Origin of the sequence: Hydrogenophaga sp. IBVHS1 (assembly GCF_002127265.1) — a bacterium.
In the GTDB taxonomy this organism is placed as follows: Bacteria; Pseudomonadota; Gammaproteobacteria; order Burkholderiales; family Burkholderiaceae_C; genus Hydrogenophaga.
Genome location: NZ_NFUU01000001.1, coordinates 814,936 through 836,179, shown reverse-complemented (window position 1 = coordinate 836,179; position 21,244 = coordinate 814,936). Strand labels below are relative to the sequence as shown.

21 protein-coding genes and 1 tRNA gene are annotated in these 21,244 nt (G+C 64.3%); 11 read left to right on the top strand and 11 right to left on the bottom strand.

Translation table 11 applies throughout. From position 1 onward, the window contains the following. Positions 1 to 9 precede the first annotated feature (9 nt). The 3 genes from CAP37_RS04085 to CAP37_RS04075 are packed head-to-tail and all read left to right on the top strand — an operon-like array spanning position 10 to position 2,072. Positions 10 to 912 carry a hypothetical protein gene (locus CAP37_RS04085; RefSeq protein WP_086122997.1) on the top strand — a complete coding sequence of 301 codons (903 nt, stop codon included), beginning with the start codon at positions 10 to 12 and terminating at the stop codon, positions 910 to 912. A gap of 15 nt (positions 913 to 927) precedes the next feature. After that, a complete protein-coding gene (locus CAP37_RS04080) occupies positions 928 to 1,419 on the top strand; it encodes a YajQ family cyclic di-GMP-binding protein (RefSeq protein WP_086122996.1) in 492 nt (163 codons plus the stop codon). Further along, a complete protein-coding gene (locus CAP37_RS04075; protein WP_086122995.1) occupies positions 1,419 to 2,072 on the top strand; it encodes a TIGR02281 family clan AA aspartic protease in 654 nt (217 codons plus the stop codon). Before CAP37_RS04080 ends, CAP37_RS04075 begins: the two co-directional genes overlap by 1 nt. Here the strand turns inward: CAP37_RS04075 and CAP37_RS04070 are convergent, their stop codons facing one another. Genes CAP37_RS04070 through CAP37_RS04055 form a run of 4 tightly spaced genes read right to left on the bottom strand, consistent with a single transcriptional unit; the run spans position 2,073 to position 4,664 of the window. Beyond that, positions 2,073 to 2,441, bottom strand: a complete 369-nt coding sequence (locus tag CAP37_RS04070; protein ID WP_086122994.1) for a RidA family protein — start codon at positions 2,439 to 2,441, stop codon at positions 2,073 to 2,075. Beyond that, on the bottom strand, positions 2,438 to 3,067 hold the full coding sequence (plsY, locus tag CAP37_RS04065) for a glycerol-3-phosphate 1-O-acyltransferase PlsY (RefSeq protein ID WP_086122993.1): 630 nt from the start codon (positions 3,065 to 3,067) through the stop codon (positions 2,438 to 2,440). Before plsY ends, CAP37_RS04070 begins: the two co-directional genes overlap by 4 nt. Before the next feature lie 44 nt (positions 3,068 to 3,111). Then, positions 3,112 to 3,603: an aminoacyl-tRNA deacylase gene (locus CAP37_RS04060; RefSeq protein ID WP_086122992.1), complete on the bottom strand. Its 492-nt coding sequence runs from the start codon at positions 3,601 to 3,603 to the stop codon at positions 3,112 to 3,114. Positions 3,604 to 3,611: 8 nt separating this feature from the next. After that, entirely contained in the window at positions 3,612 to 4,664 is a 1,053-nt protein-coding gene (locus CAP37_RS04055) for an aldo/keto reductase (protein WP_086122991.1), read from the bottom strand. 138 nt (positions 4,665 to 4,802) lie between these two features. Here CAP37_RS04055 and CAP37_RS04050 point away from each other — a divergent pair, with 138 nt between their 5' ends. Further along, positions 4,803 to 5,486 (top strand): OmpA family protein, encoded by a 684-nt coding sequence (locus CAP37_RS04050; RefSeq protein WP_086122990.1) that lies wholly within the window; start codon positions 4,803 to 4,805, stop codon positions 5,484 to 5,486. A 48-nt stretch (positions 5,487 to 5,534) separates the two neighbouring features. On the opposite strand, the gene CAP37_RS04045 is transcribed toward CAP37_RS04050, so the two are convergent. The 5 genes from CAP37_RS04045 to CAP37_RS04025 are packed head-to-tail and all read right to left on the bottom strand — an operon-like array spanning position 5,535 to position 10,981. Then, a complete protein-coding gene (locus tag CAP37_RS04045) occupies positions 5,535 to 6,992 on the bottom strand; it encodes a gamma-aminobutyraldehyde dehydrogenase (RefSeq protein ID WP_086122989.1) in 1,458 nt (485 codons plus the stop codon). 31 nt (positions 6,993 to 7,023) lie between these two features. After that, positions 7,024 to 7,830, bottom strand: a complete 807-nt coding sequence (locus CAP37_RS04040) for an ABC transporter permease (RefSeq protein ID WP_086122988.1) — start codon at positions 7,828 to 7,830, stop codon at positions 7,024 to 7,026. After that, positions 7,820 to 8,773, bottom strand: coding sequence for an ABC transporter permease (locus CAP37_RS04035; protein WP_086122987.1), 954 nt, complete (start codon positions 8,771 to 8,773; stop codon positions 7,820 to 7,822). Before CAP37_RS04035 ends, CAP37_RS04040 begins: the two co-directional genes overlap by 11 nt. Continuing rightward, positions 8,770 to 9,789 carry an ABC transporter ATP-binding protein gene (locus tag CAP37_RS04030; RefSeq protein WP_086122986.1) on the bottom strand — a complete coding sequence of 340 codons (1,020 nt, stop codon included), beginning with the start codon at positions 9,787 to 9,789 and terminating at the stop codon, positions 8,770 to 8,772. The genes CAP37_RS04035 and CAP37_RS04030 overlap by 4 nt, the downstream gene beginning before the upstream one ends. Positions 9,790 to 9,793: 4 nt before the next feature. Continuing rightward, positions 9,794 to 10,981 (bottom strand): ABC transporter substrate-binding protein, encoded by a 1,188-nt coding sequence (locus CAP37_RS04025; protein ID WP_086122985.1) that lies wholly within the window; start codon positions 10,979 to 10,981, stop codon positions 9,794 to 9,796. A 207-nt stretch (positions 10,982 to 11,188) separates the two neighbouring features. Between CAP37_RS04025 and CAP37_RS04020 the strand changes: the two genes are divergently transcribed. Continuing rightward, a complete protein-coding gene (locus tag CAP37_RS04020) occupies positions 11,189 to 12,109 on the top strand; it encodes a LysR substrate-binding domain-containing protein (RefSeq protein WP_143435877.1) in 921 nt (306 codons plus the stop codon). 275 nt (positions 12,110 to 12,384) lie between these two features. Here CAP37_RS04020 and CAP37_RS04015 read toward each other — a convergent pair whose 3' ends face one another. After that, on the bottom strand, positions 12,385 to 14,139 hold the full coding sequence (locus CAP37_RS04015) for an acyl-CoA synthetase (RefSeq protein WP_086122983.1): 1,755 nt from the start codon (positions 14,137 to 14,139) through the stop codon (positions 12,385 to 12,387). 35 nt (positions 14,140 to 14,174) lie between these two features. Here CAP37_RS04015 and CAP37_RS04010 point away from each other — a divergent pair, with 35 nt between their 5' ends. The 6 genes from CAP37_RS04010 (at position 14,175) to CAP37_RS03985 (ending at position 20,686) form a co-directional block, all read left to right on the top strand. Then, positions 14,175 to 15,086, top strand: a complete 912-nt coding sequence (locus CAP37_RS04010) for an alpha/beta fold hydrolase (RefSeq protein WP_086122982.1) — start codon at positions 14,175 to 14,177, stop codon at positions 15,084 to 15,086. Between the two features lie 92 nt (positions 15,087 to 15,178). Further along, positions 15,179 to 15,709 carry a hypothetical protein gene (locus CAP37_RS04005; protein ID WP_218776821.1) on the top strand — a complete coding sequence of 177 codons (531 nt, stop codon included), beginning with the start codon at positions 15,179 to 15,181 and terminating at the stop codon, positions 15,707 to 15,709. Between the two features lie 66 nt (positions 15,710 to 15,775). Beyond that, a protein-coding gene (gene prfB, locus CAP37_RS04000) for a peptide chain release factor 2 (protein WP_143435875.1) occupies positions 15,776 to 16,880 on the top strand; the annotation gives its coding sequence in 2 pieces (ribosomal slippage) (positions 15,776 to 15,856 and positions 15,858 to 16,880; 1,104 coding nt in all). 2 nt (positions 16,881 to 16,882) lie between these two features. Further along, positions 16,883 to 19,579, top strand: coding sequence for an aminopeptidase N (pepN, locus tag CAP37_RS03995; protein WP_179190126.1), 2,697 nt, complete (start codon positions 16,883 to 16,885; stop codon positions 19,577 to 19,579). 12 nt (positions 19,580 to 19,591) lie between these two features. After that, complete coding sequence (locus CAP37_RS03990; protein WP_086122980.1) at positions 19,592 to 20,599, top strand: class 1 fructose-bisphosphatase; 1,008 nt, start codon at positions 19,592 to 19,594, stop codon at positions 20,597 to 20,599. Between the two features lie 11 nt (positions 20,600 to 20,610). Next, positions 20,611 to 20,686 (top strand) — tRNA-Thr (locus CAP37_RS03985). An 82-nt stretch (positions 20,687 to 20,768) separates the two neighbouring features. Here the strand turns inward: CAP37_RS03985 and CAP37_RS03980 are convergent. Then, positions 20,769 to 21,236 (bottom strand): hypothetical protein, encoded by a 468-nt coding sequence (locus CAP37_RS03980; RefSeq protein ID WP_143435874.1) that lies wholly within the window; start codon positions 21,234 to 21,236, stop codon positions 20,769 to 20,771. Positions 21,237 to 21,244 lie beyond the last annotated feature (8 nt).

Here is a 21,244-nt window from a genome sequence, read left to right as displayed (position 1 = left end):
CGTCAGCCCATGAATTCAGCCACCCCGACGCCCGCCAATTCGCCCACCTGGCAATGCGTGCTGGTGTGCTGGGGCACGAAGTACCCGGTCACACTGATCAACCACCTGATCGAACGCATCGCTGCGCACAGCCGCAACGTGCCACGCTTCGTGATGATCTGCGACGAGCCCAAGGCCGGTCTGCTGCCTTTCGTGCAGACCCGCATTTTTCCGCCGCTCTACATGCAGAAGCCGTTCAAATCGGTGGGCTGCCAGGCCAAGCTGGCCATGTTTGAAGACGGCGTGCTGCCGCAAGACCTGCCTGTGGTCTACATCGACCTGGACACCGTGGTGATGGGCGACATGGGCGAAGCGGTGAGCTTCATGAAGAACCAGGACACGGTGCTCATGCTGCAGAGCGCCATCATTCCTTTTGGCCCCATCGGCCGCGCCATCTGGCGCGCCACCAAGGGCCGCAAGTACGCGCGTGGCAACTCGTCTGTGGTGGTGTTTCACCCGGCGCGCTGCACCTACATCGCCAGGCGCTTCCGCGAACTCTACGAACGCCACCCTGATTTCGGTTTTCGCCCCATGGCCGCCGACGAGCGCTTCATCAGCTGGGCGGCGCAGCCGCACATGGAACGCATTCCGAAATCGTTCGCGGTCAAGTTTCCCAATGAGTTCATGTTCCACCTGCCGGGCTGGCTGTATGTGAAGGCCCTCTTCCCCTGGGTGCGCGCGCGGCGCGAGAAGCTCGCGGCCATAACGCTATGCGGGCTGGACATCAAACCCGAGAAGCTGCTGGCGCTGCGCGATGCCGAGGTAATCGCCGATAACAAGGACCGCAAGCTGGTCTGGAGCACGCGCGTCATGGGCTCGTCCAAGCAGAAGATCATCGATTTTTACCGCGACATCATTCCCCTTTCCTCCTGATCGAAGTACACCACCATGCCCTCCTTTGACACCGTCCTTGAAGCTGATTTTGTGGAAGTGAAGAACGCGGTCGACCAGGTCGCACGCGAAATCGGAACTCGGTTCGATTTCAAGGGCACGGGCGCGGCGATCGAGCTCAAGGAGAAAGAAAAGGAAATCATCCTGCACGGCGATGCCGAGTTCCAGCTTCAGCAGATCGACGACGTGCTGCGCGGCAAGCTCACCAAGCGCGGTGTGGACGCGCGCTTCCTCGATGTGGGCAAGGTCGAGAAGGTCGGTGGCGACAAGGTCAAGCAGGTCGTCAAGGTGAGGAACGGCGTCAGCACCGAAGACGGCAAGAAGATCCAGCAGGTGCTCAAGGGCAGCAAGCTCAAGTTGCAGGGTGCCATTCAGGGTGACGCGGTGCGCGTCACTGGCGCCAAGCGCGACGACCTTCAAGCGGCGATGGCGCTGATTCGCAGCGAACTCAAAGACCTCCCGCTGTCCTTCAACAACTTCAGGGATTGATGCGCCCCGCCGCCACCGCGCTCCTGGTCCTGGCCTGCTGGCTTCTGGCGGCCTCGCCGGCGCCGGCACAGCAGGTGGCGCTCTCCGGCCTTTCCAGCGGCCGGGCGCTGCTGGTGATCGACGGCGCCAAGCCGCGGTTTCTGCTTCCCGGACAGACCCACAGCGGCGTTCGCCTGCTGAGCGCACTGGGCGATTCGGCGGTGATCGAGGTGAATGGCCAGCGCCAGACTCTGCGTGTGGGCGATGCGCCGGTCAGCGTGGGCAAGGCCGCCGCAGACACCGGTGCCCAGCGCATCGTGCTCACCGCCGACGCGCAAGGCCATTTCATGCCACCGGGCCAGATCAATGGTCGCGAAGTGCAGTTCATGGTCGACACCGGGGCCACATTGGTGATCCTGAGCGAATCCGATGCCAGGCGCATCAACCTTGCCTACGACAAGGGCCGCAAGGTCAAGGTGAGCACCGCCAACGGCGCAGTGGCCGGCTACGAGGTACGGCTGGCCTCGATCAGGGTGGGTGAGGCGCAGGTGTACGACGTGCCGGCCATCGTGCTGCCGCAGAGCATGCCCTTCGTGCTGCTGGGCAACAGCTTCCTCACCCGCTTTCAGATGCAGCGCAACAACGATCAGATGACGCTGGAACGCCGGTTCTGATCACACCGCTTTCTGTGCGGCGGTGACCACAATCTCGATGCGGTAACTCGCCTGTGCCAGCGCCGCCTGCACCGTGGCACGCGGTGGCGCGGTGCCCGGCACCACCCAGGCATCCCACACCTCGTTCATCACACCGATTTCACCGATGTCGGTCAGGAATATCTGCGCGCGCAAAATGCGGGATTTGTCGCTGCCCGCTTCCAGCAGGCGCTGCTGCACCTGTTCCAGCACATCTTCGGTCTGTCCGCGAATGTCGGTGTCGCCGCGCTCTGGCACCATGCCGGCGAGGTAGACCACGCCATTGAACACCGCCGCCTCGCTGTAACGGGCGGCCACGCCAATGCGCGTGATGTGTGTCGATGGGTTCATTTTTTCTTCGCTCCCAATTTGCTTTCCTTGCCGGCGATCAGCCGGTTGATGTTTTCCTGGTGGCGCCACACCAGCAGCATGCCCATGACAGCGAGCGCGAGCACCTGCGTGCCCGGAGCGTCCCAGGCCACGCGGTGGCCAAGCAGAAAATACGCCGGCGCAAACACCGCGGTCACGATGGAGGCCAGCGATGAATAGCGAAAGAAGAAGGCAATGATCAACCAGGTGGCCAGCGCCGCCAGCCCCAGCCAGGGCTGGAAGCCGACGATGACGCCGGCCGCAGTGGCCACGCCCTTGCCGCCCTGGAAGCGGAAGAACACCGGGTAAAGATGCCCGAGGAACGCGGCGAGCCCCACCAGCGCGACCGTGCCATCCCCCAGACCCCAGGCCTCGCCCCACCACTGCACCGCCACCACTGGCACCCAGCCTTTGAGCGCGTCCAGCAACAGGGTGACGATGGCTGCGGCCTTGCTGCCCGAGCGCAAGACGTTGGTGGCACCGGGATTCTTGCTGCCATAGGTGCGCGGATCGGCCAGACCCATGCTGCGGCTCACCAGCACGGCGAACGACAGCGAGCCGATCAGGTAGGCGGCCAGCGTGGCCAGCAGTGGGTAGGTGATTGCCAAAAGGGTCTCCTCGTTCTTGTTGTCGCGGGGCGCAGTCTGCCTGGCTATTCTGCCAGCGCGCAGTTCACCGGCTTCGCGCCCAGAGGGCCGTTCAGCACGGCGGGATCGATGCCCACCAGATAGCCCCGTCGCCCACCATTGATCCAGATGCGCGGCAGCGTGAGCACGGTCGCTTCCACATACACCGGCATGGTGCGCTTCAGGCCGAAGGGCGAGGTACCGCCCACCAGAAAACCGCTGTGCCGGTTGGCCACTTCGGGCTTGCAGGGCTCGACCGATTTCGCGCCGATCTGCCTTGAGAGGTTCTTGGTGGAGACGGTGCGGTTGCCGTGCATGAGCACCGCGAGCGGCTTGGCGGCTTCGTCCTGCATGATCAATGTCTTCACCACCGAGAACGGGTCCAGGCCCAGCACCTGCGCGCTGTGCTGCGCCCCACCGTGCTCCAGGTACTCGTAGGGATGCTCGGTGAAGGCGACGCCCTGCGCCTTGAGCCAGGCGGTGGCCGGCGTTTCACTGACGTGCGACTTCTTTGCCAAGCGTCCGCTCACTGAGCAGGGTCGCGGTGCTCGAACCGGATCTTGTCGATTTCAGCGAGCAGTTCGGGCGACAGCTTCGTCTCCCACGCGTCCAGGCATTCGTCGAGTTGGGCCCGCGTGGTCACGCCGATGATGGTGCTGGCCACGCGCCAGTTGGTGTAGCAGAAAGCCAGTGCCATTTGCGTGGGCGTGAGTCCGTGCGAGCGCGCCAGCGCGTTGTAGCGGCGCGATACCTCCAGCGACTCGGGGCGGCCCCAGCGCTGCTTGCGCATGGATTCAAACAGCGCCAGGCGCCCCGCCTCACCCACCAGGCCGGTATCGTCGTACTTGCCACTCAGGAGGCCAAAGCCCAGCGGGGAATACGCCAGCAGTGACACGCCCAGGCGGTAGCAGGTTTCGTCGAGACCGTTCTCGTAGCTGCGATTCACCAGGCAGTAGGGGTTCTGCACCGTGGCCACGCGCGGCAGGCCATGCTGCTCGGCCACGCGCACGAATTCGTGCACGCCGTAGGGCGACTCGTTGGACAAACCCACCTCGCGCACCTTGCCGGCTTGCACCAGCTCGGCCATGGCCTCCAGCTGTTCCTGAATCGACGCGCACGGCCGGTCTTTCGCCGGATCAAACGCCGTTGCGCCGAACACCGGCACGTTGCGCGCGGGCCAGTGGATCTGATAGAGGTCGATGGTGTCGGTCTGCAGGCGGCGCAGGCTGTTCTCACACGCCTGGATCACCTCGGCTTTGGTCACACCCGCCACCTCGCCGCGAACCCAGGGCATGCCGCGCGACGGGCCCGCCACCTTGGAAGCCAGCACCACCTTCTGGCGCAGACCCGGGTTGCGCGCAAACCAGGTGCCCAGAATGGTTTCGGTGGCTCCATAAGTTTCTGCGCGCGCCGGCACCGAATACATCTCGGCCGTGTCCAGGAAATTCAGGCCGCGCTCCAGGGCACGGTCCATGATGCGGTGGGCGGTGGCCTCATCGACCTGCTGGCCAAAAGTCATGGTGCCCATGCAGATGGGCGAAACCTTCAAGTTGCTGGCGCCGAGTGGAATGGTTTTCATGCAAATCTTTGTAAAGTCGGACAGCTCCTACTGTCATTTGCAGCAGGAGGCGTATAAGTTTAGAGTGCCTCGGCCCCCCGGGTCGGCATTCTCAACAATCCCGTTGACCTTATCCAAAACGCAGTGGAGCTAAAACCCATGAACTCGATCACCTCCCGAATCACACGCGGCTTGACCGTGACCACCCTGGTGGGCGCCATGGCGTTGGCCGGTTGCGCCAACATGAGCGAAACCCAGAGCGACTCGGCCAAAGGTGCCGGCATCGGTGCGCTCGGCGGCGCCATTCTGGGCGGCCTCACGGGCGGCTCCAAGGGCGCCACGCAAGGCGCTGTCATCGGTGCTGGCGCGGGCGCACTGGGTGGCTACATCTGGTCCACCCGCATGCAGGAACAGAAGAAAGCCATGGAGCAGGCCACCCAGGGTACCGGCATCGGCGTGAGCCAGACCGCCGACAACCGCCTGAAGCTCGACGTGCCCGCAGACGCCGGCTTCGCCACCGGCCGCTCGGCCGTCAATCCCACGCTCGCACGGGTGCTCGGCCAGTTCGCCACCACGCTGCAAAGCAACCAGGCAACCACGGTGGCCATCATTGGTCACACCGACAACACCGGCAGCGACGCCGTGAACAACCCGCTGTCGTTCGACCGCGCCAACGCCACGCGCGACTTCATCGTCTCGCGCGGTGTGTCCCCCGCGCGCTTCAGCACCGATGGCCGCGGTTCACGCGAACCCATCGCCGACAACGGCACCGCACAAGGCCGCGCCGCCAACCGCCGCGTTGAAATCTACGTGGCCGAGCCGGCGCAGACCGCAGCGCGTTGATCCCTCCACGGCTCATCGAAAAAACCCGGCAACTGCCGGGTTTTTTCTTTACAGCCTGGCCATCACATGCCGAGCAACCGTGTAGTCCTCCAGCGCGTACATCGACATGTCCTTGCCGTAGCCGCTAGCCTTCATGCCACCGTGGGGCATTTCATTGACCAGCATGAAATGCGTGTTGATCCAGGTGCAGCCGTACTGCAGCTTGCGAGCCACCTTGAACGCACGAGAAACATCCTGCGTCCACACCGATGACGCCAGCCCATATTCCGAATCGTTGGCCCAGGTCACCGCTTCCTCTGGATCGGTGAAGCGGGTCACGGACACCACCGGGCCAAACACCTCTCGGCGCACGATCTCGTCGTCCTGCCGGGCACCGGCAATCACCGTGGGCTCGTAGAAGAAGCCGCTCCCCGCGCGCATTTTTCCCCCCGCGGTCACCTCCATGTGCCCGACCATCTGGGCGCGTTCCACGAAGCTGGCCACGCGGTCGCGCTGGCGGTCGCTGATGAGTGGACCCAACTCCACGCCAGCCTCGTCCTGCGTGCCCATCTGAATGGTCTTTACCGCGCTGCTGAGGTCGGCCACCAGCCGGTCGTACACCTTGGCGCCTGCGTACAGACGGCAAGCCGCTGTGCAATCCTGCCCCGCGTTGTAGTAGCCGAAGGTGCGGATGCCATCCACCACGGCGTCGATGTCGGCGTCGTCGAACACCAGCACCGGCGCCTTGCCGCCCAGCTCCAGGTGCGTTCGTTTCAAGGTGCCGGTGGCGGTCTGCAGAATCTTGCGGCCGGTCGACACATCGCCGGTGAGCGAGACCATGCGCACCAGGGGATGCTCCACCAGCGGCTGGCCCACGCTCGGACCTCGGCCGCACACCACATTGAACACACCCTTGGGCAGAATGTCGGCCACCACACGGGCCAGCAACAGCGTGGTCAATGGCGTCTGCTCGCTCGGCTTGAGCACCACGGTGTTGCCAGCCGCCAGAGCCGGCGCACATTTCCAGGCGGCCATCATGAGCGGGTAGTTCCAGGGAGCGATCGACCCCACCACGCCCACCGGGTCGCGCCGGATCATGCTGGTGTGGCCGGCCAAGTACTCGCCCGCCACGGAGCCCGTCATGCAGCGGGCCGCACCGGCAAAAAAGCGGAAGCAGTCGACGATGGCAGGAATCTCGTCTTCCAGTGCGCGCGCATACGGCTTGCCACAGTTGAGCGATTCGAGGCGCGCAAACTGCTCGGCGCGCTGCTCAATCGCATCGGCCACTTTCAGCAGCAGGCGCGATCGCTCCATTGGCGTGGTCTCGCTCCAGCTGTCGAACGCCCGGCTGGCGCCGAGCACGGCCTTGTGGATCTGCTCGAAGGAGGCCTCGGGCACCTGCACGATCACTTCGCCCGTGGCCGGGTTGAGCACGCGCTCGGCCTCGCCCTCACCAGCCACGAACTGGCCGTCGATGAACAACTCGGTGTGCAGGGCCGGGGCCTGGAAGTCGGGGGTCTTTCCCATGGTGGTCTCCGTTGGGTGAAAGGGTTCGGGTTCAGCGTGAACCCGGTTGTTCGTCGGCGCGCGTGAGGTAGTACGCCGCGAGGATGGGCACGAAGGTGAGCGCGATGATGACCACGGCCACCACGTTGGTCACCGGCCGCTGGCGCGGGCGAATGAGTTCCTGCAGCATCCAGATCGGCAGCGTGGTCTGCTGGCCAGCGGTGAAGGTGGTCACGATGACCTCGTCGAAACTCAGCGCAAACGCCAGCAGGCCACCGGCGAGCAAGGCAGAACCCAGCTGCGGAAGAATCACGTAGCGGATGGTCTGGAAGCTGTCGGCACCCAGGTCCATGGAGGCCTCGATCAGCGAAGGGCTGGTGCGCCGCAGCCGTGCCACCGCGTTGTTGTAGACCACCACCACGCAGAAGGTGGCGTGGCCCACCACGATGGTCCAGAAACTGAACGGGATCTCGGCGGTGTGGTACGCGGTGCGCAGCGCGATGCCGGTGACGATGCCGGGCAATGCAATCGGCAGGATGAGCAGCAGCGAGATCGCATCGCGGCCGAAGAAGCGGGTGCGCGCGAGCCCTGCCGCAGCCAGTGTGCCCAGCACCATGGCGAGGGCGGTCGAGACCAGCGCCACCCTGAACGACAGGCCGATGGCGGCCCACACATCTTCGCGCTCCCATGCAGCGGCGAACCATTGCGTCGTGAGCGCCGGTGGCGGGAACACATAGCTTTTGTCCTCCGCGCTGAAGGCGTACAGGATGATCAGCGCAAGCGGAATGTGCAGGAACAACACGCCCGCCCAGGTGGCGACCTTCAAGCCCCAGCCGGCGCGGTTGGGGTCAGAGCGCATCGAAGGCCCCCAGCCGTTTGGCGATCCATAAATAGATGCCGATCACCACGATGGGCACAAGCGAGAACGCCGCAGCGAACGGCACGTTGCCGGCCACCCCTTGCTGGCGGTAGACCACTTGCCCGATGAACAGCGTGGAGTCTCCGATCACCTGCGGAATGATGTAGTCGCCCAGCGTGAGCGAGAAAGTGAAGATGGAACCGGCGGCAATGCCCGGCATGGCGAGCGGAAAGATCACTTTCCAGAACGTGGTGCCGGCGCGCGCGCCAAGATCGCTGGAGGCTTCGAGCAGCGAACCGGGAATGCGCTCGATCGCGGCCTGGATCGGCAGGATCATGAACGGCAGCCACATGTAGACGAAGACGATGAAGGTGCCCAGCCGCGAGAACGAGAGCGAGTTGCCGCCGATACCGGGTGTGGACAGCAGCGCGTCGAGCAGCCAGGTCATGTGCACCTCGGCCAGCACCCAGGAAATGGCGCCTTCCTTGGCCAGCAGCAGCTTCCACGCATAAAGCCGCACCAGGTAGCTCGACCACAGCGGCAGCATGACCGCGATGTAGAGCAGGGCCTTCTGCGAGCCGCGCGCATAGCGCGCCATGTAGTAAGCGATGGGAAATGCAATGACCCCGCAGGCCAGCGTGACGCTGATGGCCATGCCCACCGTGCGCAGCACCACATCGACATTGGCGGGGTCGGTCAGCTCGCGGAAGTTATTCAGCGAAAGTTTTGAACGATCCACCACACCCGAGAACTCATCGAGCGTGAAGAAACTGTTGGCCAGCAGCGCGAACAACGATCCCAGGTAGATCACGCCGAACCACAGCAACGGCGGCCCGAGCAGCGCAGCCAGCAGCAGACCCCGGCGCGTGTAGAGCAGATCAGAGAGCTTGCGCAGGAGCCCCGCGCGGGGCACGGGCGCTGGCGCGGGCATGACCAGGTTCATGCAGGCGCCCCGGGTCCAGCCAGCGTGTGCACCGCATCGGCCTGCCAGTGCAGGTGCACGGTGTCGCCGGCCATGGGCAGCACCGGGTGCAACTCGGGATTGAGGTCCACCGCCACCGCTTCGCCCGACCAGTCCACCCGAACACGCGAGAACGAGCCGAAGTACTGCGCGTCTATCACTGCACCACTGATGCGAGCCTGCGGCGCTGCACCGATGCGAATGCGCTCGGGCCGCAGCATGACGCTGTCCACGCCGGCAATCTCGTGCGCCCGCGCGCCATCGAACACATTGGCCGCGCCCACAAACTCGGCGACAAAGCGCGTGGCAGGCTTGTTGTAGATGGCCTGCGGTGCACCCACCTGCTCCAGCCGGCCGTTGTTGAACACGCCGATGCGGTCGCTCATGGAAAGAGCTTCATGCTGGTCGTGCGTGATGAAGAGAAAGGTGATGCCGAGTTGCCGTTGCAAGGCTTTCAGCTCGGTCTGCATCTGCTCGCGCAGCTTCAGATCGAGTGCGCCCAGCGGTTCATCGAGCAGCAGCACCTGCGGCTGGTTGATCAGTGCGCGCGCCAGCGCCACGCGCTGTCGTTGCCCGCCTGAAAGCTGCCCCGGCCGGCGCGTGCCCACACCCGAGAGCCGCACCAAATCCAGCATCTGCTCCGCGCGCGCATGGCGCTGCGCTTTCTCCACGCCTTGCACCATCAGGCCGTAGGCCACGTTGTCGCGGATGTTCATGTGCGGGAACAGCGCGTAGTCCTGAAAGACCGTGTTCACCGGCCGCGCGTAGGGCGGCAGGTGCGACACATCCTGGCCCCCGATCAGGATGCGCCCCGAGGTGGGCAGCGTGAAGCCCCCGATCATCCGCAGGCAGGTCGTCTTGCCCGAACCCGAGGGCCCGAGCAAGGTGAAGAACTCCCCTCCTTCAATCGTCAGGTCCACATGATCGACAGCGCGCACGGTCTGTGCGCCGCTGCCGAACACGCAGGACACTCCCTCCAGCGTGACAGCAACCGTCATGTGATCAGCGACCGCCCAGCACAGCGATGTAGTCGGAAACCCACTTGTGATAGGGGACGCAAGCGTTGTTCTGTGAAGCGCACTTGCTGGTGGGCGTCTTCCAGAACGAGATCTTCTCGAAGCTGTTGAAGCCCTGGTTCGCACAACCCTGATCGCCCAGCAGCTTGTTGCCCTTGCAGGCGGCCGGCACCGCAGGCACCGATCCGAACCAGGCCGCCAGATCACCCTGCAGCTTGGTGTTGAGCGAGTGCTCCATCCACATGTAGGCGCAGTTCGGGTTCTTCGCGTCGACATGCATCATGGTGGTGTCGGCCCAGCCGGTGGCACCCTCGGCAGGCACCACGGTGGCCACCGGGCGGTTCTTGCTCTTCAGGATGTTGGCCATGAACTGCCAGCTGCTCGAAGCAACCACGCCTTCGTTGGTGAAGTCGTCGATCTGCACGAAAGCGTCGTGCCAGTACTTGCCCACCAGCTTGCGCTGGCCGCGCAGCAGGTCGAGCGCAGCCTTGTACTGCGCTTCGTTGAGTTCATAGGGGTCCTTGATGCCCAGCGCAGGGTTCTTCTTCATCAGGTAGAGCGCGGCATCGGCGATGTAGATCGGGCCATCGAAGGCCTGCACACGGCCCTTGTTGCTCTTGCCATCGGGCAGTGTGGTTTCCTCGAACACTACGCTCCAGCTGGTGGGCGGCTTATCCTTGAACACCGTGGTGTTGTACATGAGCACGTTCCAGCCCCACTGGTATGGCGTGCCGTAGTGGGTGTTGTTCACGTAGTGCCAGGGCGCTTTCTGCAAACGCTGATCCACAGTCTTGTAGCTGGGGATCAGGTCCACATTGATCGGCTGCACACGCTTGCCGGCAATGAGGCGCATGGACGCGTCGCCCGAGGCGGTCACCAGATCGAAGCCGCCTTCGTTCATCAGCGCCACCATTTCGTCGGAGGTGCCCGCGGTCTTCACGTTGACCTTGCAACTGGTCTTCTTCTCGAAGTCGGTCACCCAGTCGAAGTTCTTGTCGGTCTGGCCGCGTTCGATGTAGCCCGCCCAAGCGACGATGTCGACCTGGCCTTCGCCTTTGCCCAGCTTCTTCAGGGCCGATTGCGCATGGGCAGCCGGCGCCAGGGTAGCCAGCGCCAGGGCCGTCGTCACGAGTCCCGCGACGGTGCGGGCCAGGGGGGATAGTGCGAGTTTCATGGGTCGATCACCTTCCAGGTTGAGAACGGTTTCAACAAACACAGCCCACCGCCCGGCGGGCCGACAGCAGCGCATCGTAGGAAGCGGCGATCCGCTTTCAAAATTCAATATTGCTGCGGTAAGCTATCTCGAAAATAGAGATCAAGGGTTTACCCATATCTTTTTTGCACCGCAACAGGGCGATGTTCTGCGGCGGTGCGCACCAGCATGAATCGCCACATCACGCTCAAGCAGTTCCGCTACTTCCTGGCCGTGGCCGAATCGGACTCGGTGGCCGCTGCCTCGCGCATGCTCAACATCGCGCAATCGGCCATCACCAAAAGCGTGCTGGAACTGGAAGACGAGCTCGGGCTGGTGCTGTTCGAGCGCAGCCCCAAGGGCATGCGGCTCACGCCCGAAGGGCATCGCTTCCAGGTGAAGGCCCTGCGCGTGATCGGCGCCGTGGCCGACGCAACACGTGGTGTGTCTCCCGGCGCCACACCGCTGGCCGGCGCCATCACCATCGGTGTCACCAGCCTGGTGGCGGGCTACTACCTCTCGGAGGTGTTCGCGCGTTTCCGGCGCACCTGCCCGGGTGTGGACCTGCAGGTGGTGGAAGACGCGCCACCCTTCCTGGAACATCTGCTGATCAATGGCGAGCTCGACATCGCGATCATGGTGAGCAACGCACTGGGCGAGCCGCAGGCGCTGGTGGCGGAGACGCTGACGCGTTCACCCAACCGCGTGTGGATGGCGGCCGACCACCCATTGGCCTCTCAAACGGAGGTGGGTCTGGCCGAGTGTGTGCAGCACGATCTGGTGGTGCTGCAGGCCGATCGCATCGAGCTGCTGATGCGCAGCGTGTGGGCCCGTCATCAGCTGAAGCCGCGCACGGTGTTGCGAACTTCGTCGCTGGAGGCGGTGCGTTCGCTGGTGGGCGTGGGCGCGGGGCTGGCGGTGCTGCCGGATTTTCTGTACCGGCCCTGGACGCTGGATGCGGAACATGTGGAGGTGCGCACATTGCGCGATGCCGTGCCGACGGTGGATGTGGGGCTGGTGTGGCGGCGCGGTTCGCAACCGCGCGCGGAGGTGCTGGAGTTCATCGAGGTGGCGCGGGACCAGTCGCGGTCTCGGCGGGCTGCTGCCTGAGTTTTTGCTTCGGCTGGAGCGGTGTTCTGTGAAGGGGTCGCTCTGCTCCGCGAATGTCCCCCGAGTCGGCTTCGCCGCCTCTCCTCCTTAATTTCGCTGCGCAGAGCGACCCCTTCACAAAACCCCTCGTTGGCATTCGAAGCGACTGCGCGCCAACACCGCTTCAGCGCATGGGTGTGAGGCGCTCTGTGGAGCGAAATAAAGGAGGAGGCGGCCTCCCGCCGCCGGGGGACATTCGCTCCACAGAGCGCCTCACACCCATGCGCCCGCGAGGTTCAAGCCTTAAGAACCCCAAGAGAAGCACGAGCCTCCTCCTGCAACCGCAAAATCCGCCGCTGAACCTTGCCTGTGGTGGTCATGGGCAAAGCAGCGATGAACTCGATCTCCTTGGGATATTCGTAAGGCGCCAGCATGCCCTTTACATGTGCCTGCAGAGCCTTCACCAGCGCCTCGTCGCCCACATGCCCAGGCGCCAGCACCACATAAGCCTTCACCAACGCACCGCGCTCGACATCGGGCTTGGGCACCACCGCCGCGTTGGCCACGGCCGGGTGCTTCACGAGGCAGTTCTCGATCTCGCTCGGACCGATGCGGTAACCCGCGGACTTGAACACGTCATCCGCGCGGCCCTGGTACCAGAGATAGCCATCTTCATCGCAAATCGCGAGGTCGCCCGTGCGGCACCAGCTGTTTTCTGGATCGCCGGTGTACTTCGCCCGCGTCGCGCCTTCGTTCTTCCAGTAGCCCAGAAAGAACGTCGGGTCGGGGTGACCGTGGCGATCAAGTCGATGCACGGCCACTTCACCTGGCGTACCCGCCGGGCTCTCCCGACCTTCGTCGTCAATCAACGCCACGCGATGCCCGGGATAGGCCTTGCCCATGCTGCCCGGCCTGGCCGGGTACAGCCGCGAGCAGTTGCCCACGATGTAGTTGATCTCGGTCTGGCCGAACATCTCGTTCACCGTCACGCCGAGCTGGTCCTTGCAGTAGGCAAACACGGCATCGCCCACCGCCTCGCCCGCACTCATGAGCGCCTGCAGTTTCAGGCGGTAGTGCGCACGCACGTCGGGCACCGCCTTCATCATGGCCTTGAGAGCGGTAGGAAACAAAAAGCTGTGCGTCACACCGTGGCGCTGCATCAACTCGAACGCCGTCTGCGGCGCAAACCGGCCATTCCACGCCACGATGGGGCGGCCGAAATACAGCGTGGGCAGCAGCGCGTCCATGAGCCCGCCGGTCCAGGCCCAGTCGGCCGGCGACCAGAACACCGCGTTCGTCGGCAGCTTCGCATTGAACGGATCGAAACCGAACCAGTTCTGGCTGCACACGAAGCCGGGCAGGTTGCCAATGAGCGCGCGGTGCGGAATGAGCGCCCCTTTGGGGTTGCCCGTGGTGCCACTGGTGTAGATCAGCACCGCTGCTTCCTCGGCCAGTGTGTTCACCGGCTCAAACTCGCCACCCTCCTGCGCCAGCAGCGAGGTCCAGTCCAGGTCGGCGCGCATGCCTTCAGGCGTGCCGTCGCCATCGATGCCGATCACGCAACGCAGCAGCGGGCAGTTTTCGCGCACGCCGAGCAGCGCGGGCAGGGAAGCGGCGTCGCAGATGGCCACCACGGCCTCGCTGTCGTGCAGACGGTATTCGAGCGCGTCGGGACCGAACAATTGGGACAGCGGCATGCCCACCGCTCCCATCTGCAGCACCGCCATGTAGGCCACCGCCGTTTCGAAGCGCTGCGGCAGCACGATGGCCACGCGGTCACCGCGCTGCACACCCAGCGCGGCGAGCGCCTGCGAAAGGCGGTTGGCCTGGTCCAGCAAGTCGGCGTAGCTGTGGCGCTGGTCGGGGCGGTCTGGCGCGCAGCCGATCACCGCCGTTTTTTCTGCACTGGATGCAGAGCTCGCCCAGCGGCGCATGCAGACCTGCGCGATGTTGAAATGGTCGGGCACCTGCCAGCCAAAGCCTTGATGCAGGGCCTCGTAAGCGCTCACCACCTGGCCGGCCCGCTTGTCTCTGGCTTGACTCTGGCGCATGGGTTGTCTCCAGCCTGTTCTTTATGATCCGCCGAATGTACCAAGCCCTGAAGTCCTCGCGCAGCGAGTTTGTCCCGATCCGCCAGCTCAGTTGTCACCTTCGAAGCTGGGGCCAGCCCGACACGACCCAGGCGCCCCTGGTGCTGGTGCACGGCTGGATGGACGTGTCGGCCTCTTGGCAGTTCGTGGTGGACGCCATGGCCACCGAGCGCTGGATACTCGCACCCGACTGGCGCGGATTCGGCCTCACCAGGGCCGAAGGGCCGCCGCCCGACAGCTACTGGTTTCCCGACTACATGGCCGATCTCGACGCCCTGCTTGACCAGGTGGTGGGTGAACGGCCAGTGGACCTGGTGGGACACAGCATGGGCGGCAATGTGGCCATGATCTATTCAGGCGTGCGGCCGCAACGCATTCGGCGGCTCGTCAACCTGGAAGGCTTCGGCATGCCCGAAACCAGGCCATCGCAAGCCCCCGGTCGCTATGCCCAATGGCTTGACGAAATCAAGGCGCTGCGAAGGGGTGAAAACGCCTTGAAGAGCTACAGCTCACCCGATGGCGTGGCGCGCCGTCTGATGAAGACCAACCCCCGACTGCCGCAGGACAAGGCAGACTGGCTGGCGCGCCAGTGGGCGGCACCCAATGCGCAGGGCGAATGGGAAATTCTGGGCGACGCGGCCCACAAAGTGGTGAGTGCGCAGCTCTTTCGTGTGGACGAAACGCTGGAGTTGTACCGCCGCATCAGCGCACCGGTGTTGTCGGTGACGGCCAGCGACGACAGCCTTTCGCTGTGGTGGAAGGGCCGGTTCACCCTGGAGCAGTACCACGAACGCATGCGGGCGGTGCCCGACCTGCGCAACGCCGTGGTGAACGATGCCGGGCACATGATGCACCACGACCAGCCCGCTGAACTGGCACGCCTGATTGAGGAATTTCTGAACGCCTAGCCGCTCCGCAGGCCGATGTACGGGTTGTTTCAGGAAGCTACCCGCCTTGCGCGCCCCTGCATGCATACTTGGGCGCCATGCCCCTGAAGAAAATGCAAGCACCCCACCCCGCGCTGTGCGCCGCGCTGCTATGCGCCGCACTCTCCGCTCCCGTTCACGCCGCCGGCTTCATGCAGGAGTCCCTTTGTCCGGGGCTCGACCAGCCTGTTGCTGGCACAGGCCAGAAGTACGAGGCATTCTTCTCGCCCTACACCCATCACTGGTCCCAAGATGCAGAGCATCAGCAGGTCTACGCCATCAGCCTGAGTCGCCTGCTGCCGAACGACCGCTTCTGCGGTTTCAGCCTGTTCAACAATTCGTTCGGCCAGCCTTCGGCCTATGCCTTCATCGGCAAGACCTGGCCCGGCGTGCTCGCCAGCTACCCAGAGGTTTACGTATCGGCCACCGCCGGCATCATCTACGGCTACGTGGGCAAGTACAAGAACAAGGTGCCGCTCAATGTGGGCGGCTTCTCGCCGGTCATCGTGCCTGCGGTCGGCTACCGCATCTCGCCCAGCGCCGCCGTGGAAGTGCAGCTGCTGGGAACCGCCGCGTTCATGCTGGGCGCCACCTGGCGTTTCTGATCGGGCGTCGGGCGGCCTGCCATGAGAAAATCGCGGTTTTGATTCACGCACCGCAGGAAAAGACCCATGGACGCCGAACGCAGCAACACCATCCGCAGCCAGCTCGAAGACCTGACCACCCGGGTGGTCGAGCTCCGGAGGTATCTTTGACTACGATGCCAAGGCATCGAAGCTGAAAGAGGTCGAGTCCGCGCTGGAAGACCCCACCGTCTGGAACGACCCCAAACGCGCCCAGGACCTGGGCCGTGAAAAGAAGTCGCTGGAAGATGTGGTGCTGGTGCTGGACCGGCTCACCGGGGAGCTCTCCGACAACACCGAGCTGTTCGAGATGTCGAGCGAAGACGGCGACGATGCCGGCCTGCTCACCATTGAAGGCGAAGCGGCCAAGCTGGCGGCCGAGGTGGAAAAGCTCGAATTCCGCCGCATGTTCAACAACCCGGCCGATCCGCTAAACTGCTTTGTGGATATTCAGGCGGGCGCCGGTGGCACCGAAGCCTGCGACTGGGCCAGCATGCTGCTGCGCCAGTACCTGCGCTATGCCGAGCGCAAGGGCTTCAAGACCACCCTGGAAGACGAAACAGCGGGCGACACCGCCGGCATCAAGAGCGCCACCATCAAGGTGGAAGGTGAATACGCGTTTGGCCTGCTGCGCACCGAAACCGGCGTGCACCGCCTGGTGCGCAAGAGCCCCTTCGATTCTTCCGGTGGTCGCCACACGTCCTTCGCGTCGATCTTCGTGTACCCCGAGGTGGACGATTCGATCGAGATCAACATCAACCCGGCCGATGTGCGCACCGACACTTACCGCGCCAGCGGTGCGGGCGGCCAGCACATCAACAAGACCGACTCCGCCGTGCGCCTGACGCACATTCCCACCGGCATCGTGGTGCAGTGCCAGGACGGCCGCAGCCAGCACAGCAACCGCGACGTGGCGTGGAAGCGCCTGCGTTCGCGCCTGTACGACCACGAACTCCGCAAGCAGCAGGAAGAGCAGCAGAAACTGGAAGACACCAAGACCGATGTGGGCTGGGGTCACCAGATCCGGTCGTATGTGCTGGACAACAGCCGCATCAAGGATCTCCGCACCAACGTCGAGATCTCCGCCACGCAGAAGGTGCTGGACGGTGATCTCGATCCCTTTATTGAAGCTTCCCTCAAACAAGGGGTTTAGGCATGAGTTCATTGCGTGAAGGCCCCACCACCGTGGTTCGCCGCGAAGACTACACAGCGCCGGCCTACTGGATCGAAACGGTCGACCTCTGCTTCGATCTGGACCCGACCAAGACGCGCGTGCTCAACAAGATGCGCCTGCGCCGCAATCTGGACGTGCCGGCCCGGCCGCTGCGGCTCGATGGTGAAGACCTGAACCTGGCACGGGTGCTGGTCAACGGCGCGGGTTGCTCGTTCAAGATCGAAGGCGTGCAGCTCGTGCTGGAGAGCCTGCCCGAGGGACCTGAACCGTTCGATCTGGAGATCTTCACCACCTGCGCGCCCGAGAAGAACACGCAGCTGATGGGCCTGTACGTGAGCCAGGGCACGTTCTTCACGCAGTGCGAAGCCGAAGGTTTTCGGCGCATCACCTACTTCCTGGACCGCCCGGACGTGATGGCCAGCTACACGGTGACGCTGCGCGCCGACAAGAACAAGTACCCGGTGCTGCTCTCCAACGGCAACCTGGTGGAAGAAGGCGCGTTGCCCGATGGCCGCCACTTTGCCAAATGGGTCGATCCGCACAAGAAGCCGTGCTACTTGTTCGCGTTGGTCGCTGGCCAACTGGTGGCGCGTGAACAGCGCATTACCGCGCGCAGCGGTGGCAACCACCTGCTGCAGGTGTATGTGCGCCCCGGTGACATGGACAAAACCGAGCACGCCATGAACTCGCTGATCGCCAGCGTGGCCTGGGACGAAGCCCGCTTTGGCCTGCCGCTCGATCTGGAGCGCTTCATGATTGTGGCCACCGCCGACTTCAACATGGGCGCGATGGAGAACAAGGGCCTCAACATCTTCAACACCAAGTACGTGCTGGCCAACAGCGCCACCGCCACCGACACCGACTTCGCCAACATCGAATCGGTGGTGGGCCACGAGTACTTTCACAACTGGACCGGCAACCGCGTCACCTGCCGCGACTGGTTCCAGCTGAGCCTGAAGGAAGGCCTCACCGTGTTCCGCGACCAGGAGTTCAGCATGGACCTGTGCGCCGAACCCTCGGCGCGCGCGGTCAAGCGCATTGAAGACGTGCGCGTGCTGCGCACCGCGCAGTTCCCCGAAGACGCCGGCCCCATGGCCCACCCGGTGCGGCCCGACAGCTACGCCGAAATCAACAACTTCTACACCGTCACCGTCTACGAAAAAGGTGCCGAGGTCGTGCGCATGATGCAGACCCTGACGAGCCGGGCGGGCTTCGCCAAGGGCATGAAGCTCTACTTCGAGCGCCACGATGGTCAGGCCGTGACTTGCGACGACTTCGCCCAGGCCATCGCCGACGCCAACCCGGACTCCGAGCTCGCCCGCCTTCTGCCGCAGTTCAAGCGCTGGTACAGCCAGGCCGGCACGCCCCGTGTGCAGGCCGAGGGCCACTTTGATGCGGCAGCTCGCAGCTACACGCTCACGATGAGCCAGACCTGCCAACCCACGCCGGGCCAGATCACCAAGGAGCCCTTCGTGATCCCGGTCTCGCTCGGCCTGCTCGATGCCCAGGGTGCCGAACTGCCACTGCAACTGGCCCACTGGAACCAGCCAGAGAGCGGCAGCCGCACATTTGTGCTGACCCAGGCCAGCGAAAGCTTCACCTTCGTGAACCTGGACACCGAGCCCGTGCCTTCGCTCATGCGCGGGTTTTCAGCACCCGTGGTGCTGGACTGCCACTACACCGACGCCCAGCTCATGACGCTGCTGGCGCACGACACCGACCCCTTCAACCGCTGGGAAGCCGGCCAGCGCCTGGCGTTGCGCCGTGCGCTCAAGGCCATTCTGGCCGAGGGCCCGGTGTCCCAGGAGCCGCTGGACGGCGCGTTTCTGGGCGCCATGCGCGAAGTGCTGCGCCACCCCGGTCTGGATGCCGCCTTCAAGGAACTGGTGCTCACCCTGCCCAGCGAGACCTACATCGCCGAGCAGCTGGCCGAGGTGGACCCGCAGCGCGTGCACGCCGTGCGCGAAGCCATGCGCGCCCAACTCGCCACCGCATTGCAGGACGACTGGGTGTGGGCATTTGAGGCCCACAAGGACAACGGCTCCTACCGCCCCGATCCGCGCAGCACCGGGCGCCGTGCGCTCGCCGGCCTTGCACTCATCATGCTGTGCCTGGCCGCCCGCGACGACACCCGCCTGGCCTGGCCCGAGAAAGCCTGGCAACACTTCCAGAGCGCCGGCAACATGACCGACCGGTTCAACGCCCTCACCGCGCTGGTGGCGAGTGAGCATGCGCTCGCCAGACAAGCGCTGGAGCACTTCCATGCGCTCTTCAAGCACGAGGCACTGGTCATCGACAAGTGGTTTGCCCTGCAGGCCGGCGCCAGCGACCACGGTGGCAACGTGTTGCCCGCCGTGCGCCAGCTGATGAGCCACCCCGATTTCAACCTGAAGAACCCGAACCGCGCACGCAGCGTGATTTTCAGCTACTGCAGCGCCAACCCCGGCGCCTTCCACCGCGCCGACGCCGCAGGCTACCGCTTCTGGAGCGATCGCGTGGTCGAGCTCGACGCCTTCAATCCCCAGGTGGCCGCCCGCCTCGCCCGCGCCCTCGACCGCTGGAGGAAACTGGCCGAGCCCTACCGCAGCGCCGCCCGCGAAGCCATCGCCCGAGTGGCCGCCAAGCCCGACCTGAGCAATGACCTGCGCGAAGTCGTCACCCGAGCACTCGCCGACTGATCGAAAGCCCCCATGTCCAAACGCATCTCCCTCACCCGCTACCTCGTCGAACAACAGCGCGTCGACGGCCACATTCCCTCGCAACTCCGCCTGCTTCTTGAAGTGGTGGCACGGGCTTGCAAAAGCATCAGCCAGGCCGTGAACAAGGGCGACCTGGGCGGCGTTCTCGGCGTGGCCAGCACCGAGAACGTGCAGGGCGAGGTGCAAAAGCAGCTCGACATCATTGCCAACGAAGTGCTGATTGAAGCCAACGAATGGGGCGGCCACCTGGCGGCCATGGCCAGCGAGGAAATGGACAGCATCTACGTGGTGCCCAACCGCTACCCGCAGGGCGAATACCTGCTGCTGTTCGACCCGCTCGATGGCTCCAGCAATATCGATGTGAACGTGAGCATCGGCACCATCTTCAGCGTGCTCAAGAAGCCCGAAGGCAGCGCCGGCGTGAGCGAGCAGGACTTTCTGCAACCCGGCGCCCAGCAGGTGGCCGCCGGCTACTGCGTGTATGGCCCGCAGACCACGCTGGTGCTCACCGTGGGCGACGGCGTGGCCATGTTCACGCTCGACCGCGAGCAAGGCTCCTTCGTGCTCACCAAGGAAAACCTGCAGATTCCGCCCGACACCAAGGAATTCGCCATCAACATGAGCAACATGCGCCACTGGGACGAACCGGTGAAGCGCTACGTGGACGAATGCCTGGCCGGCAAGGAAGGCCCGCGCGGCAAAGACTTCAACATGCGCTGGATCGCCAGCATGGTGGCCGACGTGCACCGCATCCTCACGCGCGGCGGCATCTTCATGTACCCGTGGGACAAGCGCGAACCCAACAAGCCCGGCAAGCTGCGCCTGATGTACGAAGCCAACCCCATGGGCTGGCTGGTGGAACAAGCCGGCGGCGCCGCCACCAACGGCAAAGAGCGAATTCTGGACATCAAGCCCGGCAAGCTGCACGAGCGAGTGAGCGTCATCCTGGGCTCGAAGAACGAGGTCGACCGGGTGACCAGCTACCACACCGGGCTATAATCGCGGGCGTTGCCGGTGTAGCTCAGTCGGTAGAGCAGCTCATTCGTAATGAGAAGGTCGGGTGTTCGATTCATCTCTCCGGCACCACGTAGATACTAGAAAGCCCGCTATTCAAAAGATAGCGGGCTTCTTCATTTAAGATTCGATGTAAGGGCGGATGTAAGAGTATTTACAGAATGGTGGTCACCCTCACCTCCTGCTTGGCCTTGCCTCGGTATGCGTTCAGGTCGAATCCTTGCAGAACCGGCACTATCTTGTAGTCCACGCTCCCCTGCTTCCAAAACCGTGTCACGGCCACGCCAGCTCCCTGCTCTCGTGGATGTTGCGCCAGCGCGACCAGCGACTGCCGCGCTGCCTCCAGCCGCTCGGCCAACGCGTCCGCCTCACGCTTGACCACGGCATAGGCCCGCGCTGCCTCAACCCAGGCTAAGTCTGTACGGACCACTGCGTCGGCCTCGCTCAGTGCGGGTGGTGTGTCGTCATCGAGGTAGCGCTGGAAACTATCCCACGCAGCCTGGATGCGCTCCATCAGCATCTCATCGCGCTCCGTGCTGTGCAGCAGCCCGCGCTCGCCATCAAACACCCACAGGTGCGCCGTCAGTGCGCCGCTCACCATGAGCTGATGCTGGATCTGCACCTGATAGT

Bases quoted from the DNA above. Each gene is read 5' to 3' on its own strand.
- CAP37_RS04085 (WP_086122997.1), top strand. From the start codon at position 10: ATGAATTCAGCCACCCCGACGCCCGCCAATTCGCCCACCTGGCAATGC.
- CAP37_RS04035 (WP_086122987.1), bottom strand. From the start codon at position 8,773: ATGAACCTGGTCATGCCCGCGCCAGCGCCCGTGCCCCGCGCGGGGCTC.
- CAP37_RS04055 (WP_086122991.1), bottom strand. From the start codon at position 4,664: ATGAAAACCATTCCACTCGGCGCCAGCAACTTGAAGGTTTCGCCCATC.
- CAP37_RS04025 (WP_086122985.1), bottom strand. From the start codon at position 10,981: ATGAAACTCGCACTATCCCCCCTGGCCCGCACCGTCGCGGGACTCGTG.
- CAP37_RS04050 (WP_086122990.1), top strand. From the start codon at position 4,803: ATGAACTCGATCACCTCCCGAATCACACGCGGCTTGACCGTGACCACC.
- CAP37_RS04040 (WP_086122988.1), bottom strand. From the start codon at position 7,830: ATGCGCTCTGACCCCAACCGCGCCGGCTGGGGCTTGAAGGTCGCCACC.
- CAP37_RS04045 (WP_086122989.1), bottom strand. From the start codon at position 6,992: ATGGGAAAGACCCCCGACTTCCAGGCCCCGGCCCTGCACACCGAGTTG.
- CAP37_RS04010 (WP_086122982.1), top strand. From the start codon at position 14,175: ATGTACCAAGCCCTGAAGTCCTCGCGCAGCGAGTTTGTCCCGATCCGC.
- CAP37_RS04075 (WP_086122995.1), top strand. From the start codon at position 1,419: ATGCGCCCCGCCGCCACCGCGCTCCTGGTCCTGGCCTGCTGGCTTCTG.
- CAP37_RS03990 (WP_086122980.1), top strand. From the start codon at position 19,592: ATGTCCAAACGCATCTCCCTCACCCGCTACCTCGTCGAACAACAGCGC.
- CAP37_RS04020 (WP_143435877.1), top strand. From the start codon at position 11,189: ATGAATCGCCACATCACGCTCAAGCAGTTCCGCTACTTCCTGGCCGTG.
- CAP37_RS04070 (WP_086122994.1), bottom strand. From the start codon at position 2,441: ATGAACCCATCGACACACATCACGCGCATTGGCGTGGCCGCCCGTTAC.
- CAP37_RS04005 (WP_218776821.1), top strand. From the start codon at position 15,179: ATGCAAGCACCCCACCCCGCGCTGTGCGCCGCGCTGCTATGCGCCGCA.
- CAP37_RS04080 (WP_086122996.1), top strand. From the start codon at position 928: ATGCCCTCCTTTGACACCGTCCTTGAAGCTGATTTTGTGGAAGTGAAG.
- CAP37_RS04015 (WP_086122983.1), bottom strand. From the start codon at position 14,139: ATGCGCCAGAGTCAAGCCAGAGACAAGCGGGCCGGCCAGGTGGTGAGC.
- CAP37_RS04030 (WP_086122986.1), bottom strand. From the start codon at position 9,789: ATGACGGTTGCTGTCACGCTGGAGGGAGTGTCCTGCGTGTTCGGCAGC.
- pepN (WP_179190126.1), top strand. From the start codon at position 16,883: ATGAGTTCATTGCGTGAAGGCCCCACCACCGTGGTTCGCCGCGAAGAC.